At 38.0% G+C, this 15,990-nt stretch carries 19 protein-coding genes; 13 read left to right on the forward strand and 6 right to left on the reverse strand.

Annotation, left to right across the window (positions count from 1 at the left end; genetic code table 11):
• The first annotated feature begins 200 nt into the window (after positions 1 to 200).
• The 5 genes from AAC073_RS05860 (at position 201) to AAC073_RS05880 (ending at position 4,388) form a co-directional block, all read left to right on the forward strand.
• Entirely contained in the window at positions 201 to 884 is a 684-nt protein-coding gene (locus AAC073_RS05860) for a YggS family pyridoxal phosphate-dependent enzyme (RefSeq protein WP_339922916.1), read from the forward strand.
• Positions 885 to 889: 5 nt separating this feature from the next.
• Positions 890 to 1,264: a DUF423 domain-containing protein gene (locus tag AAC073_RS05865; protein ID WP_339922917.1), complete on the forward strand. Its 375-nt coding sequence runs from the start codon at positions 890 to 892 to the stop codon at positions 1,262 to 1,264.
• Between the two features lie 16 nt (positions 1,265 to 1,280).
• Complete coding sequence (locus AAC073_RS05870; RefSeq protein WP_339922918.1) at positions 1,281 to 2,570, forward strand: D-alanyl-D-alanine carboxypeptidase; 1,290 nt, start codon at positions 1,281 to 1,283, stop codon at positions 2,568 to 2,570.
• 8 nt (positions 2,571 to 2,578) lie between these two features.
• Positions 2,579 to 3,628: an LD-carboxypeptidase gene (locus tag AAC073_RS05875; RefSeq protein ID WP_339922919.1), complete on the forward strand. Its 1,050-nt coding sequence runs from the start codon at positions 2,579 to 2,581 to the stop codon at positions 3,626 to 3,628.
• A gap of 100 nt (positions 3,629 to 3,728) precedes the next feature.
• Positions 3,729 to 4,388 (forward strand): GDSL-type esterase/lipase family protein, encoded by a 660-nt coding sequence (locus tag AAC073_RS05880; RefSeq protein WP_339922920.1) that lies wholly within the window; start codon positions 3,729 to 3,731, stop codon positions 4,386 to 4,388.
• A gap of 110 nt (positions 4,389 to 4,498) precedes the next feature.
• On the opposite strand, the gene AAC073_RS05885 is transcribed toward AAC073_RS05880, so the two are convergent.
• Entirely contained in the window at positions 4,499 to 5,347 is an 849-nt protein-coding gene (locus tag AAC073_RS05885) for an SDR family oxidoreductase (protein WP_339922921.1), read from the reverse strand.
• A gap of 303 nt (positions 5,348 to 5,650) precedes the next feature.
• Here AAC073_RS05885 and gntA point away from each other — a divergent pair, with 303 nt between their 5' ends.
• Together gntA and AAC073_RS05895 are read left to right on the forward strand one after the other, a co-directional pair.
• Positions 5,651 to 6,340, forward strand: coding sequence for a guanitoxin biosynthesis heme-dependent pre-guanitoxin N-hydroxylase GntA (gntA, locus tag AAC073_RS05890; RefSeq protein ID WP_339922922.1), 690 nt, complete (start codon positions 5,651 to 5,653; stop codon positions 6,338 to 6,340).
• 73 nt (positions 6,341 to 6,413) lie between these two features.
• Entirely contained in the window at positions 6,414 to 7,001 is a 588-nt protein-coding gene (locus AAC073_RS05895; protein WP_339922923.1) for an urea carboxylase-associated family protein, read from the forward strand.
• A gap of 96 nt (positions 7,002 to 7,097) precedes the next feature.
• On the opposite strand, the gene AAC073_RS05900 is transcribed toward AAC073_RS05895, so the two are convergent.
• On the reverse strand, positions 7,098 to 7,490 hold the full coding sequence (locus AAC073_RS05900; protein WP_339922924.1) for a DUF1573 domain-containing protein: 393 nt from the start codon (positions 7,488 to 7,490) through the stop codon (positions 7,098 to 7,100).
• Positions 7,491 to 7,529: 39 nt separating this feature from the next.
• Positions 7,530 to 8,957, reverse strand: coding sequence for an AAA family ATPase (locus AAC073_RS05905; protein WP_339922925.1), 1,428 nt, complete (start codon positions 8,955 to 8,957; stop codon positions 7,530 to 7,532).
• 16 nt (positions 8,958 to 8,973) lie between these two features.
• Here AAC073_RS05905 and AAC073_RS05910 point away from each other — a divergent pair, with 16 nt between their 5' ends.
• The 4 genes from AAC073_RS05910 to coaD all read left to right on the forward strand — a co-directional run bounded on the left by AAC073_RS05910 (position 8,974) and on the right by coaD (position 11,430).
• Positions 8,974 to 9,483, forward strand: a complete 510-nt coding sequence (locus AAC073_RS05910) for an NUDIX hydrolase (RefSeq protein WP_339922926.1) — start codon at positions 8,974 to 8,976, stop codon at positions 9,481 to 9,483.
• Between the two features lie 62 nt (positions 9,484 to 9,545).
• A complete protein-coding gene (locus AAC073_RS05915; RefSeq protein ID WP_020891805.1) occupies positions 9,546 to 10,127 on the forward strand; it encodes a hypothetical protein in 582 nt (193 codons plus the stop codon).
• Between the two features lie 56 nt (positions 10,128 to 10,183).
• Complete coding sequence (locus tag AAC073_RS05920; RefSeq protein ID WP_339922927.1) at positions 10,184 to 10,978, forward strand: DUF3822 family protein; 795 nt, start codon at positions 10,184 to 10,186, stop codon at positions 10,976 to 10,978.
• Positions 10,975 to 11,430: a pantetheine-phosphate adenylyltransferase gene (coaD, locus tag AAC073_RS05925; protein WP_339922928.1), complete on the forward strand. Its 456-nt coding sequence runs from the start codon at positions 10,975 to 10,977 to the stop codon at positions 11,428 to 11,430. Before AAC073_RS05920 ends, coaD begins: the two co-directional genes overlap by 4 nt.
• Here coaD and AAC073_RS05930 read toward each other — a convergent pair.
• On the reverse strand, positions 11,418 to 12,107 hold the full coding sequence (locus tag AAC073_RS05930) for an NUDIX domain-containing protein (protein WP_339922929.1): 690 nt from the start codon (positions 12,105 to 12,107) through the stop codon (positions 11,418 to 11,420). The two genes, coaD and AAC073_RS05930, sit on opposite strands and share 13 nt — an antisense overlap.
• Before the next feature lie 82 nt (positions 12,108 to 12,189).
• On the opposite strand from AAC073_RS05930, the gene pyrE reads away from it, so the two are divergent.
• Entirely contained in the window at positions 12,190 to 12,834 is a 645-nt protein-coding gene (gene pyrE, locus AAC073_RS05935; RefSeq protein WP_339922930.1) for an orotate phosphoribosyltransferase, read from the forward strand.
• A 73-nt stretch (positions 12,835 to 12,907) separates the two neighbouring features.
• Here the strand turns inward: pyrE and AAC073_RS05940 are convergent, their stop codons facing one another.
• Positions 12,908 to 13,693 (reverse strand): TIGR02757 family protein, encoded by a 786-nt coding sequence (locus AAC073_RS05940; RefSeq protein ID WP_339922931.1) that lies wholly within the window; start codon positions 13,691 to 13,693, stop codon positions 12,908 to 12,910.
• A complete protein-coding gene (locus tag AAC073_RS05945; protein WP_339922932.1) occupies positions 13,686 to 14,246 on the reverse strand; it encodes a hypothetical protein in 561 nt (186 codons plus the stop codon). The genes AAC073_RS05940 and AAC073_RS05945 overlap by 8 nt, the downstream gene beginning before the upstream one ends.
• Positions 14,247 to 14,395: 149 nt before the next feature.
• Between AAC073_RS05945 and AAC073_RS05950 the strand changes: the two genes are divergently transcribed.
• Positions 14,396 to 15,976 carry a peptide chain release factor 3 gene (locus AAC073_RS05950; RefSeq protein ID WP_339922933.1) on the forward strand — a complete coding sequence of 527 codons (1,581 nt, stop codon included), beginning with the start codon at positions 14,396 to 14,398 and terminating at the stop codon, positions 15,974 to 15,976.
• Positions 15,977 to 15,990: the final 14 nt, after the last annotated feature.

The raw sequence follows: 15,990 nt of genomic DNA on the forward strand, positions 1-15,990 counted from the left end.
TTGGCCTCTAAAATGGTAATAAAAAAACGTGAAAACATCAAATTCATCCAAAGTTTACTATTATAAATGCTAAACGAGAAAGCCTCTTATTAAATAAAAATAATTTTTAAGCTCGTTTAAGCCTCTAATATTTTAGTAATGTCTATAATATACCAATATCTTTGTTCTCAGAATCGAAACTGATGTAATTACATTAGAAAATGCAAAAAACAGAAATAAGCCAAAATTTAGAAGCCGTAAAAGCCACTTTTCCAAATCCAGATTGCCTTCTGGTAGCTGTAAGCAAGACAAAACCAAATGCTGCAATTCAACAAGCCTATGAGGCAGGCATACGAGACTTTGGGGAAAACAAAGTCCAAGAGATCACTGATAAAGCTGCCCAGTTGCCCAAAGATATAAAGTGGCACATGATAGGACACTTGCAGCGCAATAAAGTGAAATTTATTGTCCCGTTTATTCATTTGATTCACAGTGTGGATTCTTTGCGATTACTAAAACAAATTAATAAAGAGGCAGGAAAAGCGGGTAAAACAATCAATTGTTTGTTGCAAGTCTATATAGCAAATGAAGAGACAAAATTCGGCTGGGACAAAGAAGAGTTAAATTGCTTCCTTTTAGGAAATGAAGTAAGCACCATGCACCATATCCAAATAGTGGGGTTAATGGGAATGGCTACTAACACTAAAGATGAAGAGGTAATTAGAGGAGAGTTTAAATCTTTAAAGGCTCTGTTTGACGCCTTGAAAAAGGCTATCCTCCCTGAAAATGTCGAAATGAGAGAAATTTCAATGGGCATGAGTGGTGATTACCTGCTGGCACAAGAAGAAGGAAGCACTATGGTAAGGATAGGAAGTGCTATTTTTGGTTCTAGAAATTACAATTAAACAATATGAAAGCTAGTCAAATAATTCAAACAGCAGCAGTTTTTGGTGCGCTTGCTGTAATTTTCGGGGCATTTGGAGCCCATGCATTAGAGGAAATTTTGGTGAGTACTGGCAGATTGGAGACCTATGGAACCGCTGTTAATTATCATTTCTACCATACTTTAGCACTTTTACTTATCGGTATTTTATACCATTTATTCCCTGATAAAAAACGGCTGAATTACAGCGCTATTTTCTTCATTGTAGGAATATTAGTCTTTTCAGGCAGCCTGTATTTCCTTTGTTTGAGCCAAGTCACATGGTTAGGTGCCATCACACCCTTAGGAGGGCTTTCTTTTATTTTGGGATGGGTGATGTTACTATTAAGTTTCGGTAAATAATAGCTAATACATATTTATGAAGTTAAAGTTTTTATCAGCGATTTTAATATGGCTGTTTATTTTTCAAAACGTTCAGGCACAAGATGTAAAGTCATCATTTTTAGGTTTAGATAAGTTAATGGGGGAGAATTCCTTTTTTGACAATCACCTTACGGGATTCATGCTCTATGATCTTGATAGCCAGACGGTCCGTTACGAGAAAAATAGTCATTTGTATTTTATCCCTGCCTCTACCACTAAACTGTTCACTTTTTTTGGGGCGATGATGGTTCTTACCGACAGCACTACTTTTTTAAGATTTGTACCCAATGGAAAAAATGTAACCATATGGGGGACAGGTGATCCTTCCTATAAATACCCTGCTCTACCCAATCCAAATATTAAAGCATTCCTAGCGACTTACGACACAATAAAGTACTCAGAAAGCAATTGGAAAAACGATCCTTTTGGTTTTGGATGGCAATGGGACGACTACTATTATTCTTATGCTGCAGAAAAATCACCTATACCATTGTATGGTAACCTAGCAAGTTCCAGAAACGTCAATAACAAGCCTGTTTTAACTCCAAATATCTTCTCTGTCGAATACTCAGACAAGTCAGTAAGAAATGTGCAAAGAAATTGGCGAAACAATCAATTTTACTATAACCCGAGAACATATAATGGAAGGGACAGTAAGGTACCTTTTATGACCTCCCCTGAAATTTTTGCAACTTTGGCTACTAAGGATTGGGGAATTCCCGTTAAACTTTCTGATTCGAAATTACCCCCAGACCACTACCTTCTAAAGGGCATTCCAACCAAGGCACTGTATAAAGAAATGTTATTGGAAAGTGATAACTTTATTGCCGAACAACTGCTTTTACAAATTTCCGATCAGGTCTTTTTAGAACTGGACAGTGAAAAAGCAATTGAATACATTAAAAAAACTTATCTTTATGACTTACCGGATGACCCACAATGGGTAGATGGTTCTGGCCTGTCTAGGCACAATTTGTTCACTCCTCGTACTATGGTGGCCTTAACAGAAAAAATTTATCGCCTATTCCCAGACAAAGAACTTTTCAGTTTATTACCAACTGGGGGAAGAACTGGCACATTGAAAAATAATTATTCCGCTTCTATACCATATATTATGGCTAAAACGGGAACCATTAGTAACAACCATAGTCTGGTCGGTTATTTGAAAACAAAAAAAAATAAAATTTATGCCTTTGCATTTATGAACAACAACTACCCCTACAAAGCAACAGCGGTAAGGACTGAAATGGAAAAGGTACTGTTATATATCCGTGATAATTTCTAGATACCACCATGAAAAAAAGACGCTTCTTGCAAACTGTTGGACTTGGGATTTTGCCAGTTTTAGGGTTTTCGCATCCATTTCAAAAGACCTCTCTGCCTAAAAAATTATTACCCAATGCTTTGAAACCAGGAGATTTGGTGGGGCTTGTAAGCCCATCTTCTGCTACTGCGGACCTGATGCAATTTACTTTTGCCAAAGAAGCCATGGAAGGATTAGGGTTTAAAGTAATCGAAGGAAAGCACCTCCGAAACAGAAATGGACACTTGGCGGGGACAGACAAAGAAAGGGCAGCAGACTTAAATGAGATGTTCGCCAATAAAATGGTAAAAGCAATTATTTGTATAAGAGGTGGCTCTGGTGCTTCCAGAATACTTCCCCTTATCGATTACGAAAATATTAAAAAAAATCCCAAGCCTATTCTTGGCTACAGTGACATCACCGCTTTACACAATGCCATCCATTCAAAAACTGGCCTCATAACTTTCCATGGACCGAATGGCTCCGGAACTTGGGGGGAATTCAATGTCGCTCAGTTTAAAAGCGTTTTTTTTGAGCAAAATGACAATATCCATTTTGAAAATGAGGTAGAAGAAACGGATGACCTGGTCATAAAAAAGAACAGAACAAGGACAATTTACCCCGGCAAGGCTACCGGAGACCTTATAGGAGGAAACCTGACAGTACTTACCTCCCTCGCAGGTTCCCCCTACCTTCCGTCGTTCAAAGATAAAATTCTTTTCCTTGAAGACATAGGCGAAGAACCCTACAGGATAGACCGCATGATGAGCACCTTAATGTTAATGGGCGTTTTCGAGGAAATAAAAGGTTTTGTTTTTGGTCAATGTACAGACTGTGATCCAAGCGGAGGTTATGGAAACCTCACCATAGATCAGATTTTTGATGATTACCTCCTTCCCCATAAAATTCCCGCTTATCGGGGAGCTATGATTGGCCATGTGCCAAAACAATTCCTTTTGCCATTTGGCGCTAAAGTTATGCTGGATGCTGACAAAGGCACATTGACCACCATGCAGCCCATTTTCCAACAGTTCAGATAAATCAGTGAAGGTCTATTTGAGTGCCATTCGACCCTGGAGCGTACTTGCAATTTCTATTTTGTGCGTATCGGTAATCGCTTCATGTAAATCCAATGAACCTATGATCGAAAATAATAACATCCCCATTACGAAAGCCCAGACCGATGGATTAAAATACCTGGCTTTGGGAGATAGTTATACTATAGGAGAAGGCGAAAGGACTGAAAACAGTTATCCCTTTCTAGTAGAAAAAATGCTTGAAAAAGAAGGCTTCAACTTCTCCTTTATCAAGGTAATCGCAAAAACAGGATGGACAAGTGGAGAACTGCTTGACGCAGTAAACCAAGAAAACATTGGAGCAAATTCTTTTGACATCGCCAGCCTCCTTATAGGAGTAAACAATCAATACAGGAACCAAACCTTAGATCAGTTCAAGAAAGAATTGATTGAATTGATAGTTATTACACAAGGGTTTCTTGGGGATAATAACCAAAAAAACTTAGTGCTCATTTCAATCCCTGATTGGGGAGTTACCAGTTTTGCCCAATCCGCAGCAAAACCTCAACATCAAATTAAAAAGGAAATAGATGCCTTTAATGCTGTAATAAAAGATGAAGCTTCAAAATATGGACTGCATTTTTTAAATATAACAAACAGCTACAGAGAAATAGGTGGTTTAGAAAAAAATCTGGTGACTGACGGATTACACCCCAGCAAGCATATTTACAGCCAATGGGCATATCAGATCCGTGAAGTATTCAAAGGGATGGCAGACCATTAAAAGCAGGAAAAAGGCATGTAATCAATTGATAACCATAATTGTAGTCGTCTTACTAATGAAGCAACAAGCTTTATTTCCTGTCAGGGGAACAGCAAATTAGGGTTGCCCATTTAACCACCAATCAGTTCCCCTCCATTAACGTGGATAAATTGCCCTGTTACATAACTGCTATCCTCACTCGCAAGGTACACATAGGCAGGTGCCACCTCACTTGGCTGCCCTGCGCGCCCAAGAGGAGTATCTTGTCCGAAATCTGATACCTCGTCAAAAGTAGCAGGAATAAGAGGGGTCCAAATAGGCCCTGGTGCGACGCCATTTACCCTGATTTTCTTTTTTGCCAAATTTTGAGAAAGAGAACGCGTGAAACTTACAATTGCACCTTTAGTGCTCGAATAATCGATTAAGTGTTCGCTGCCCCTGTAAGCGGTAACTGAAGCTGTGTTGATTATAGCATCCCCTTCCTTTAAGTGTGACAAAGCTGCCCTCGTTATATAAAAAAATGAATAGATGTTTGTTTCAAATGTTTTATGCAGTTGATCACTGTTAATTTCCGACAATGAATTCTTTGGAAACTGCGTAGCAGCATTGCAAACTAAAACATTCAACCCACCCAAGGAGCTCACACATTCTTCAACAAGAGCTTTGCAAAAGCTTTCCTGCCTCACATCTCCTTCTATCAAAAGACATTTTCGCCCTTCTTTTTGAATCAACCTTTGGGTTTCTTCTGCGTCGGTAATTTCATTTAAATAAACAATAGCAACATCCGCACCTTCTCTTGCAAAATGTACCGCCACACTTCTTCCTATACCGCTATCTCCCCCTGTTATAAGTGCTACTTTATTTTTCAATTTGTCACTTCCCTTATAATTTTCTCGGATGATCTCAGGAACCGGCTTCATCTTATGTTCCTCACCAGGTTGTTGCTGCGATTGACTTGGAAACTCCTTTGGTTTATTCATAATACTGTTTAGTTATAGAAGCAAATTAATACTGGGAAAAGCAATTCAATGACGCTATTAATGAATTCTTTAACTCATGAGAACAGGAAATAGAAATAAATGAAAAACTGTATTTCAATATGGTATCATTTACCATTTAATAGGGATGACTAACCTAGATTTTAAGCTATAATTTGGTAAACAAGCTTGCAGCTTATCCCTATTGAATTAAAAATTAGCGCTAAAGCATATCAAGGTGTAAAAGGTCTGAAAGTTGTACTAATAATTCAAGATTAAAAATAAACCAACTTAAATTTAATTATCATGGAACCCACTAATAAGAATCCAAAAAGTGGTCCTAAACCACTGGAGATAAAACAGGAATTAGAGGAATTTATTATTGAGAATGAACACCCATGTATAATGGCCAATGCGGTGTTCAAATTAAATAATTTCGAACTCAACCTTTTTGATAAATTGGCTTCAAGAACCACCGCTGGTAAAATGTTAAACGCGATTAAAACTTATTTGTCCAATTACCAATTTAACAAGAATACGTTTAAATCCTTTATAGCTGTTTTTCCTCAATCAGAGGTAGATTCAGAAGAAGAATTCGAAAAGTTGTTGTGGAAACAATTGCAATATATCCACGAAATAGATGAGCAGCCTTGGGATCCAAATGTAAGTAGTGACCCTGAAAATGCTAATTTTAGCTTCAGCATAGCAGGCCATGCTTTTTATGTTGTGGGTATGCATCCTCATAGTTCACGAATGGCCAGAAGATCTGCCTACCCCACGCTGGTATTTAATTTGCACAGTCAGTTTGAAAAGTTACGGGAAATGAATGCTTTCCGTAAAGTACGTGATAAAATCAGAGCCCGGGATATTGCATTTCAAGGTTACATAAATCCAGTATTGAAGGATTATGGGGACAATAGTGAAGCCATTCAATACAGTGGTCGAAACACAGCCGAAAATTGGAAATGTCCCTTTCACTCAAAAAGTGAATTTTAAAATTTAGGCGCAAATCAAACTATCCAATGTTATCCATACAATTAACAATTATTGAAAACCTCAAAAGCTTAGCATGAATATTATTAAAAAACAGTCGGGAACTGCCTTTAAATTATTCAAAGGTCAAAAGTTAAAAGTCATCGACCCAGAAGGGATGCAAGTGAGTGACATGGTGCTTTTTAATGCAAATGATATTGGTGAGAAATTGTCCTCTGGGAAGACTTTGGATTTTGAAGAAACAATTCTCGTATCTACCAATAATTACCTTTGGAGTAATAGGTGTAATCAAATGATGCAAATAATAATGGATACCAATGGAAGAAATGACTTTCTACTTGCGCCATGTAGTCCAGAGACATTTAAAATCATGTATAAGTTTGACGACTATCACCCGAGTTGTTTTGAGAATTTGTATACCAATTTAGCACCCTATGGAATTAAACCAGATGACATTCCCACGGCATTTAATCTTTTCATGAATGTTCAATTTGATCAAGATGGAAAAATAAAAGTCCTTCCACCAACAAGCAAGGCAGGAGATTACCTACTTTTCGAAGCCAAGATGGACCTTATTATTGCCTTGACAGCCTGTTCAGCAGAAGACAGCAATGGTGGGACTTTTAAGCCCATTCACTTTGAGATTTTGGATGAATTGGTTTAGGTACGCTCTTCATCAGAATTGACAAATTAAAATAAAAAACCTACCCAATTTAATTGGGCAGGTTTAAATCAATTGCTGGAAAGCAATAGTTCGTTTTTATTTAGGGAGGACATTTGAAATGAGTGATACCTTTTCGATAGGCTCACTAGCATTGGAATATATCCTCACCACGCTATTTTGTTTGCCCATTTTCCCCGCGGAATTAAAAGACACTTTTATCTCAGCTGTTTTACCGGGTGCTATTGGCTCTTTGGGCCAGCTTGGCACTGTACAGCCACAAGTTGCTGCTACATTTGAAATAATTAATGGAGTTTTGCCGGTGTTTTCAAATTTGAAAACATTCTCCACTTTGTCTCCTTGCTTGATGTCTCCAAAATCTTTTGAATCAGACTCGAAGGTAATTACGGGACCATTTACTGTTTTTTCTTGGGCGATCACAAATGCTGTACTTAAAACAACCGCCAATACTACTGTTAGTAACCTTTTCATATTCATCAATTTAATTCATTCCTACTTACTGGTACATTATTATTTAATAAAAAAATTGTTGTGAAAGTTCACCATAAACAATTCTTTTTTTGCTCTCGTCATGGCTGTATACAACCATCTGACATAATTTTTATCAATTTGCTCTTCGTTCAGGTATCCCTGATCAACAAAAACAGCATCCCACTGCCCACCTTGTGATTTATGACAAGTTAAGGTATAGGCATATTTCACCTGAAGGGCATTCAAATAAGGGTCTTTACTCATCGCTTCCCTAATCTTGCTCTTCTGTTCCAGATCCTGATAGTCCTCAGCCACTTGCTGATAAAGCGCCTTCCATTCCTCAAATGTCAAAGCAGGCTTATTGGAGTGCAAGGTATCCAATATAACGCGCGCCTCAAAAGGTACCTCATCTGGATAATCTATCAATCTTAATTCAAGTGTAGCAAACCTTAGGCCATATAACTCCTCAAATGAACGAATTTTAAGTATCTCTACAAAATCCCCATTGGCCAAAAAGCTCACCTTATCAGAAGATTCCATATAAGTATAATTGTTTTTAACAATCATTAGCCGCTCTCCGGCACTTAATTCGTCTTCATAATAAAAAATAGAATTCCTAATGTATTTATTGTATTGAACCGCAGCCTTATTGGATCTGGTAATGATCATCGTATTGTCTAAGCCAAATTTATCATAAGCATACCTCAAACCATCTTCTAATCTTTCGCCGGTCATTCGGTAAAAATCCTTAAACCCTTTGGAAGTAAATAATATTTTTGGCTTGACATTTAACACCTCATTCCTCAGAGAGGTTGCATTGGCCAAAATTCCTGAATCCTGCTCTTGCCTCGTAACGATGGTAAGCAAGGCTTCATTTACGTCAAGTTTGTAATTCCTTATGAGGTAATTTTTATCTAAGGCAGGGCTATCTTCACTCCCTACCGGTGGCAATTGGGCAATGTCTCCTATTAAAAGCAGGCGGTTCTCTGGGTTTTGAAAGACAAAACCTATAAGGTCTGCCAAGAGCGACTTCCCACTCATTCTATCATCGGAAAGCATGGATGCTTCATCTATAATAAATACAGATTTCTGATAATAATTCTTCTGCACCGTAAAACTCTCAGCCCCTTCAGCAGCTCCTTGCTTGGCCCGGTAGATGATCTTATGAATGGTATAGCCTGTCTTATCGGCATAGGTACTCATTACTTTTGCGGCGCGTCCGGTAGGAGCCAGCATTACAGCACGCAATCCCAATGATGGCAAAACCTTGACCAAGGCAGCCAAAACCGTGGTTTTTCCTGTTCCTGCGTACCCCTTTAGAATAAATGTTGCGCCCGAAGGCGCTGTTTTATCTAAAAATTTATCCATCGAACCAAAGAAATTATCCTGATCAGAGGTTGGCTCATGCGGGAAAAATTTTCTAATTCTTTCTGATGGCTTTGGACTTGCTTGCTTATCTTTATGCATCTATTGCGAAACTAAGATGAAAAAGCCGAACATAAAAAAGGACATTGTTGATAATTTCGGAAACCGGCTCAGAACCAGAGTAAACGGCCTTCTCATTCAGGACAATAAATTATTAATGATCAAACATCATATGGGCGCCGACCACTGGTTTTGGAATGTCCCTGGTGGTGGCATGCAGTTCGGACAGGATGCCAAAGAGAATTTACAAAGGGAATTTCTGGAAGAAACTGGTTTATATATTGATGTTGGAGCGTACCTATTTGTGCATGAATTTTTGGAACCACCATTGCACGCAATTGAATTGTTCTTTGAAGTTAGCCAAACAAATGGTAAATTAGAAGTTGGAATTGATCCTGAGCTAGATACAAACAAACAGGTAATAGAAGAGGTGAAATTTCTTAGCATTGAGGAAATCAAAAAAATACCCTCCCATCAAAAACATGCTTTATTTGGAAGAATAAATTCTCTGAAAGATGTAAGAATATGGAAAGGATATTTTAATTTTGGAAATAAATGCATAAAATAGCATTCTAATTACGAACCATCAATTCTTTATAATAATTTAATTACGCTTTAAAGATATTCAAAATGACATTGAGTAAAATCTTATCGATTGTTTTTCTATTGGGAGCCTTAGGTCTCGGGTACAAACTTTATCTGGGAGTGGACGAAGTTGTAGAAGAAGAAAAAGTACTAAATAGGACTGAAGAAAGGATTATTGAAAAGCTTGAAATGCTTAGAGATGCCCAAATTGCCTACCAAGCTGCCAACGATGGTTATGCTTCCAATTGGGAAGAACTTAAAAAGTTCATTACAGACGGTAGTATATACTTGGTTCAAAGAACTGAAACCACCAAGTTGCTAGACTATGGTAAAGAAGAAACTACTGTAACGTTAGATACTTTAGGTTCTGTTAATGTTCAGGATTCTCTTTTCAACGAAGCCAAATATCCTGATTTTGACCTGGAATTATTAAATGTTGTACCTGGATCAGGAGGGAAAACATTTGAATTCTTCGCTGACAAAATCGAACGAAGCAGCAGAGAAATCGCTGTGTTTGAAATCAGAGACCCAGCACCTCGTAATCCAGAGAGAAGAAGAAATAACAATGAAAAAGCTTTAAGAGTTGGTTCAAGAACAGACTCTTCTACTTCAGGAAACTGGGAATAAATTTGGATACGGTAGGTTCCCATATCCAAAGCAAATTCATTAGCGATAAATTTGATATGCAAGCCATATCAAGTTTATCGCTTTTCTTATATGAAAAATTACTAGTTGTCATCGCACACGAAGGTGAGAAGAAGGACATAACAGCTACTTATACTTATTCTTTTCAAGACCAGAATACCATTCAGCACCTCATAGAAACGGAAGCAATTTTCAATGCGCCTAATACTGTAGGAAAGCTGTATGTTCATCACCAAAAATTCACTTTGGTCCCCACCTCCCTATTCAACCCCTCCCAAGGGGCTAAGTACCTAAGCTTTGCCACTGAGGTCAATGAATTGGAGGATAGTGTCACTTATACCGGTGTTTCTAATAATACCATTCAAATTCTTGGGACGGTAAATAAAAACTTAATAAACAGTCTTGACAAAAAATTACCTGAGCTGGAAATAACCCATGGCGCAGCACATGTGTTGGGCTTCTTTCTGACTCAAACACATGACCTACTTAACCAAGAATTATTTATACACGCTTCCCCAGACTGTATGTATTTGGCAGCTTTCAGTGAAGGTGAACTGAATCTTTTCAACCGATTTATTATTACGGATGAAGCTGCGTTTTTACGCTATTTGTTCACCTTTATCCAACAGATGGCCTTTGATCGATCCCATTGTAAAATTCGTTTCTTTGGCAACCCTGAATGGCTCCATACCAACATGGATAACATGGAGCTCTATTTCAAAAACGTACATTTAAATACCCCCATTCAAAATATTTCCTACCTCAAGGGGGCAGAATCCTTTATGAATACACAACTTTTAGAGGCTTTCTGGCAACAAAAAAATTTTTCATGAAGAAAACAGCCCTTTTCCCAGGTTCTTTTGATCCTTACACCAATGGTCATCATGACATAGTCATGAGGGGATTGAATATATTCGATGAGGTTATTATCAGCGTAGGGCACAATACAAGTAAGAAAAACAGGTATTTTGACATTGATTTTATGGTCGAAAAAATCAAAAACACCTATAAAAAAAACCCATCTGTTAAAGTGATTGTTTATGATGAGTTAACCTCATCTCTAGCCAAAAAGTACGAAGCCAGGTATTTGCTCCGTGGACTAAGAAACACTACTGATTTTGAGTATGAAAACACTATCAGTCAGATGAACAGATACCTCAACGAATCATTAGAAACAGTATTTCTGATCACCACCCCTAAATATGCTGCCATCAGCTCTACTATCATTCGGGAAGTTCATAAGTATGGCGGAAATGTGAACAAATTCCTACCCTATAAAGTCTGAAGAATCTCTGGATTTGTCTTTAAAAACTGCTTGTAAAGGTACCGCATTGATGGGTAAGAGTTAATTAATGCTGTTTTAGCTTCATGATGCTTCAACCACTTGGTATCCATAATTCCTTCCTCAATCTGAGGTTTCATTTTTGAATCATTAAGAGATTTCATATTGTACCAATAGGTCTTCTTAAGTATGCTTTTCCTGTTTTGAGTATAGGTATGCCATGTTACACAGATAAGATCTTCAAGCTTCACTTTAATGTTGCATTCTTCTTCTACCTCCCTGGCAGCACATCCTTCAGGCGTCTCTTTCTTTTCAAATTTCCCTTTTGGCAGATCCCATTTACCTAGCCTATAAATAAACAATACCTTATCTTCCTTGGTCACTACACCCCCTGCGGCTTTAATGATTACAAACCTGCTTTTTATGAATTTTTTAAGTTCAGATTTTGCTTCAGTCACAAGGGTAATACTATCCAAGTTTTTAAGTTTCCTCGTTCGCATTAAGAATAGTAGCTGAACAATTATGTCTTTAGAAGGGTTTTTTATCAGAACGTCATCATAAAAATCTGCTGACGCTGGTAATTCTACGGGATTATCATAAACACACTCAAATGACTTTTTTGGCAGGAAATCCTTTGTTGCCACAAGGTCCAGTGGTTTATCGTTGATAAAGATTTTCATAAAATGATCTAATTTTTTCAAAAATGCATTTTTTTTCCAGTGTGCACAACCCTGAGTAAATTTTAAATGTTAAATTTATCGCATGGAAATTTATGATCAAAGCACCGCTTCTCTAATCGCAAAAAAGCTACTTGAAATAAAAGCCATCAAACTGTCACCAAAGGATCCTTTTACTTGGGCATCTGGATGGAAATCCCCTATTTACTGTGACAATAGGCTTTCTCTTTCATATCCAGAAGTTAGGAAAATTATTCAAGAAAAATTAACAAGTGTTGTTCGTACTCACTTTCTAAATATTGAAGCTATAGCAGGAGTAGCTACAGCAGGTATTCCGCAAGGAGTGTTAATTGCCGACAAACTTGATGTTCCTTTTATCTATGTTCGTTCCAAAGCAAAGGGACATGGGATGGAGAATATGATTGAAGGGAAAATCACCCCCGGCCAAAAGGTGGTGGTCGTAGAAGACCTTGTCTCTACAGGAGGAAGTTCACTTAAAGCTGTTAAAGATCTACGAGCAGCAGGCTTTGAGGTATTGGGAATGGTTGCTATTTTCACCTACGGTTTTGAGATATCCGACATCAATTTCGAGAAGGAAGACGTGAAACTTTATTGTTTGAGCGACTACAGCTCTTTGCTTCCTCAAGCTTTAGAACAAGGATATGTATCCGAAGAGGACATGAATACCTTGGCAGAATGGCGAAAAAGTCCAGATGTGTGGCAGCCATAAAAACTTAAGAGCCTAAGGTGGTTATTAGAGTGGGCCAGTACTCTATTTTGAGGATCAAAATCTATGAAACCTTTTACTTTAAGCCTGTCTTTTCCTCATTTTGCAACACCCCTAATCCAAATAAAGCGAAATCATATTTAACGGGATCTACAGCGTCAAAAGCGCGTAAATTCCTTGTTAATTCCATGGCTGTAAGCCAGTCTGTTTGTTTCCTTCGAATCAACCCCAAGGACCTACCTATTCGATCTACATGAAGGTCGCAAGGGCATATTAATTGAGAAGGAGCTATTTTATCCCAAAGGCCAAAATCTACTCCCATATTGTCCTTTCTCACCATCCACCTCAAAAACATATTGATCCTTTTGCATGCGGACTTCTTCTTTGGGGTTGCAACGTGCTTTCTGGTGCGTTGGGGTGCATCGGGAGATTGAAAAAAATTGTCGTGAAAATTAGTGAGAAGCGCTTCCATGACATCTATATCAGGAGTAAAACCAATGGAAAAAGCTTGCTCAAGGCTGTGGTTTTCGCGGTAATACCTCGAAAAAAAATCGATAAAATAGAGCGTATCTAAATCATTAAACGTGCGGTGTTTGAATTTCATCAATTGTTTTAGTTCATCCTCAGAATGGTTTAAAACAAAATCATAAGGGCTATTGCCCATCATATCCATTAACTCCAAACTTTTATTGATAATGGTTTTGCGCTGGCCCCAGGCGAGAACAGCAGCAAAAAAACCAGAAATCTCAATGTCTTGCAATTTCGAAAATCGATGGGGAATGGAGATGGGGTCATTCTCAATAAATGATGGTTGATTAAAAAGCATTACCTTTTCATCTAGAAAACCCTTTAAATCATCCATCCGTAAGTGCCACTTTTACTTCACCGCCTTGGGTACCATCAAACCACTTGAGCAATAAAGATTGCTCGTCTTGCTCAGCAACATGCCAGTCAAAGCACTTAATATTTGTTAGTCTAGTTATCTTATCCTCTTCAGGATCATATAGACAAATGTCAAAATCGGGGATGTTTGCCAATTCTGTCGTGTTCCATTTTTCAAGCAACCATCCTTCTTTTAAAATTATGACTCGTTTCCCAAAAACATTATCTTCAAGCACGGAAGGTATTCCATCTGTCCGACGAATATGGTAACACTCAGGGCCAAAAATTATTTGCTTATGAAGCTTTCCCTCAATCAGGTTAGATTCATTAGTTAGTAAAACCCATTCTGATTTATTCAATATTTTAGGTACTGAACCACTGAATTTGGTTAAAAAGGAGGAAACCCACGAAAAGAATAAGGTAAAACCGATAAACACTAACCCAAAAGTTGCCAGAATGGGATAAGTCAGCACGAAGATGGCATTCCAAATAAATTTGAAAAACCTGTGGAAGAAAAGTTCAATTGAATTCATTTATTAATTAATACAATTTCAAAATTAAGGCAAATTAAGCAAACAAACAAAATTCAACTTTTCCTAAACAATACCTATACCCATCGGGATAATGTCTGACATTGTCAACTGATTTACCTACCTTTGCACGCTGAAAACACCTATGCACCATGACCCTAACTCAAGAGATAGCAAAAAGAAAAACTTTTGGAATTATAGCTCACCCTGATGCGGGTAAGACCACATTAACAGAGAAGATGCTGCTTTTTGGAGGTGCTATCAAAACAGCGGGGGCGGTAAAATCAAATAAGATAGATACTGCTACCAAATCCGATTGGATGGAGATTGAAAAGCAAAGAGGAATATCTGTGGCTACTTCTGTAATGGGTTTTGAATATAAGGGGCAGAAAATAAATCTCCTTGACACCCCAGGTCACCAGGACTTTGCAGAAGACACCTACCGGACACTCACTGCTGTGGATTCAGTAATTATGGTTATTGACTGCGTAAAGGGGGTGGAAATTCAAACTGAAAAATTAATGGAAGTATGCAGGATGAGAAAGACGCCTGTTATTTGCTTTATTAATAAGCTCGATAGAGAAGGACGTGACCCTTATGACTTGCTAGATGAAGTGGAGTCCAAATTAAATATAAAGGTAAGACCACTCTCCTGGCCCATTTCTATGGGGAAATCATTTAAAGGTGTTTACAATCTTTATGACAAACAATTGAATCTGTTTACCCCCAGTCAGCGAAAACTCAGCGATGACAGGGTTGTTATTGAAGACCTAAGTTCTGAAAAACTAGATCAGCGTATAGGAACCAATTTGGCAGATCAACTCAGAGAAGACGTGGAGTTAATTGAAGGGGTATATCCCGATTTTGACCCTAAGGAATACTTGGAAGGTACTGTTGCTCCTGTATTCTTTGGCTCTGCGGTCAATAATTTTGGCATAAAAGAAATGTTGGATACCTTTATCAAAATAGCTCCTGGCCCAAAAAGCCGACAGACGGATGAACGTGAAGTCAAACCTGATGAAGATAATTTCAGCGGATTTATTTTCAAGATTCACGCCAACATGGATCCTAAACATAGAAACCGTATCGCATTTTTACGTATCTGTTCAGGGACCTTTCAAAGAAATAAACCTTATAACCATGTAAGGGGAACTAAACCACTTCGCTTTTCAAATGTCACTTCCTTTATGGCTCAGGACAAAGAAATAATCGAAGAAGCTTTCCCCGGTGATATCGTAGGGCTTTACGATACAGGTAATTTGAAAATTGGAGACAGTTTGACTGATGGTGAAAACCTAACTTTCAAAGGCATCCCTAGTTTTTCCCCAGAGATTTTCAGGGAAGTTGTAAATAAGGATGCCATGAAAACCAAGCAACTAGAAAAAGGCTTGCAACAATTGATGGAAGAAGGGGTTGCACAACTCTTTACCTTTGAAATAGGATCTAGAAAAGTGGTAGGCACCGTAGGTCAACTTCAATTTGAAGTAATAAAGTTCAGGTTAAAAAATGAATACAATGCCACTGCTGACTTCGTCCCAATGAATCTATACAAGGCTTGTTGGATCACCAGCACGGACAAAAAGAAATTGGATGAGTTCATCCGTTCTAAACAAAGACATATTGCAAAAGATAGAAATGGTAAATTAGTATTCATGGCTGAGACCAAGGCCTGGTTACAAATGGTTCAGGAAAATTTCCCTGAAATTGAATTCCATAATACATCAGAATATTAACCTATTTATCAAAC

Origin of the sequence: uncultured Cyclobacterium sp., from assembly GCF_963977555.1 — a bacterium.
GTDB lineage: Bacteria > Bacteroidota > Bacteroidia > Cytophagales > Cyclobacteriaceae > Cyclobacterium.

What these genes read in the sequence shown, in the direction of transcription:
- AAC073_RS05875 (WP_339922919.1), top strand. Translation starts at nt 2,579, where the DNA reads ATGAAAAAAAGACGCTTCTTGCAAACTGTTGGACTTGGGATTTTGCCA.
- AAC073_RS05940 (WP_339922931.1), bottom strand. Translation starts at nt 13,693, where the DNA reads ATGGATGATTTAAAGGGTTTTCTAGATGAAAAGGTAATGCTTTTTAAT.
- coaD (WP_339922928.1), top strand. Translation starts at nt 10,975, where the DNA reads ATGAAGAAAACAGCCCTTTTCCCAGGTTCTTTTGATCCTTACACCAAT.
- AAC073_RS05895 (WP_339922923.1), top strand. Translation starts at nt 6,414, where the DNA reads ATGAATATTATTAAAAAACAGTCGGGAACTGCCTTTAAATTATTCAAA.
- AAC073_RS05950 (WP_339922933.1), top strand. Translation starts at nt 14,396, where the DNA reads ATGACCCTAACTCAAGAGATAGCAAAAAGAAAAACTTTTGGAATTATA.
- AAC073_RS05905 (WP_339922925.1), bottom strand. Translation starts at nt 8,957, where the DNA reads ATGCATAAAGATAAGCAAGCAAGTCCAAAGCCATCAGAAAGAATTAGA.
- AAC073_RS05920 (WP_339922927.1), top strand. Translation starts at nt 10,184, where the DNA reads ATGCAAGCCATATCAAGTTTATCGCTTTTCTTATATGAAAAATTACTA.
- AAC073_RS05870 (WP_339922918.1), top strand. Translation starts at nt 1,281, where the DNA reads ATGAAGTTAAAGTTTTTATCAGCGATTTTAATATGGCTGTTTATTTTT.
- AAC073_RS05860 (WP_339922916.1), top strand. Translation starts at nt 201, where the DNA reads ATGCAAAAAACAGAAATAAGCCAAAATTTAGAAGCCGTAAAAGCCACT.
- AAC073_RS05880 (WP_339922920.1), top strand. Translation starts at nt 3,729, where the DNA reads ATGATCGAAAATAATAACATCCCCATTACGAAAGCCCAGACCGATGGA.
- AAC073_RS05930 (WP_339922929.1), bottom strand. Translation starts at nt 12,107, where the DNA reads ATGAAAATCTTTATCAACGATAAACCACTGGACCTTGTGGCAACAAAG.
- AAC073_RS05945 (WP_339922932.1), bottom strand. Translation starts at nt 14,246, where the DNA reads ATGAATTCAATTGAACTTTTCTTCCACAGGTTTTTCAAATTTATTTGG.
- AAC073_RS05885 (WP_339922921.1), bottom strand. Translation starts at nt 5,347, where the DNA reads ATGAATAAACCAAAGGAGTTTCCAAGTCAATCGCAGCAACAACCTGGT.
- gntA (WP_339922922.1), top strand. Translation starts at nt 5,651, where the DNA reads ATGGAACCCACTAATAAGAATCCAAAAAGTGGTCCTAAACCACTGGAG.
- AAC073_RS05865 (WP_339922917.1), top strand. Translation starts at nt 890, where the DNA reads ATGAAAGCTAGTCAAATAATTCAAACAGCAGCAGTTTTTGGTGCGCTT.
- AAC073_RS05915 (WP_020891805.1), top strand. Translation starts at nt 9,546, where the DNA reads ATGACATTGAGTAAAATCTTATCGATTGTTTTTCTATTGGGAGCCTTA.
- AAC073_RS05900 (WP_339922924.1), bottom strand. Translation starts at nt 7,490, where the DNA reads ATGAAAAGGTTACTAACAGTAGTATTGGCGGTTGTTTTAAGTACAGCA.
- pyrE (WP_339922930.1), top strand. Translation starts at nt 12,190, where the DNA reads ATGGAAATTTATGATCAAAGCACCGCTTCTCTAATCGCAAAAAAGCTA.
- AAC073_RS05910 (WP_339922926.1), top strand. Translation starts at nt 8,974, where the DNA reads ATGAAAAAGCCGAACATAAAAAAGGACATTGTTGATAATTTCGGAAAC.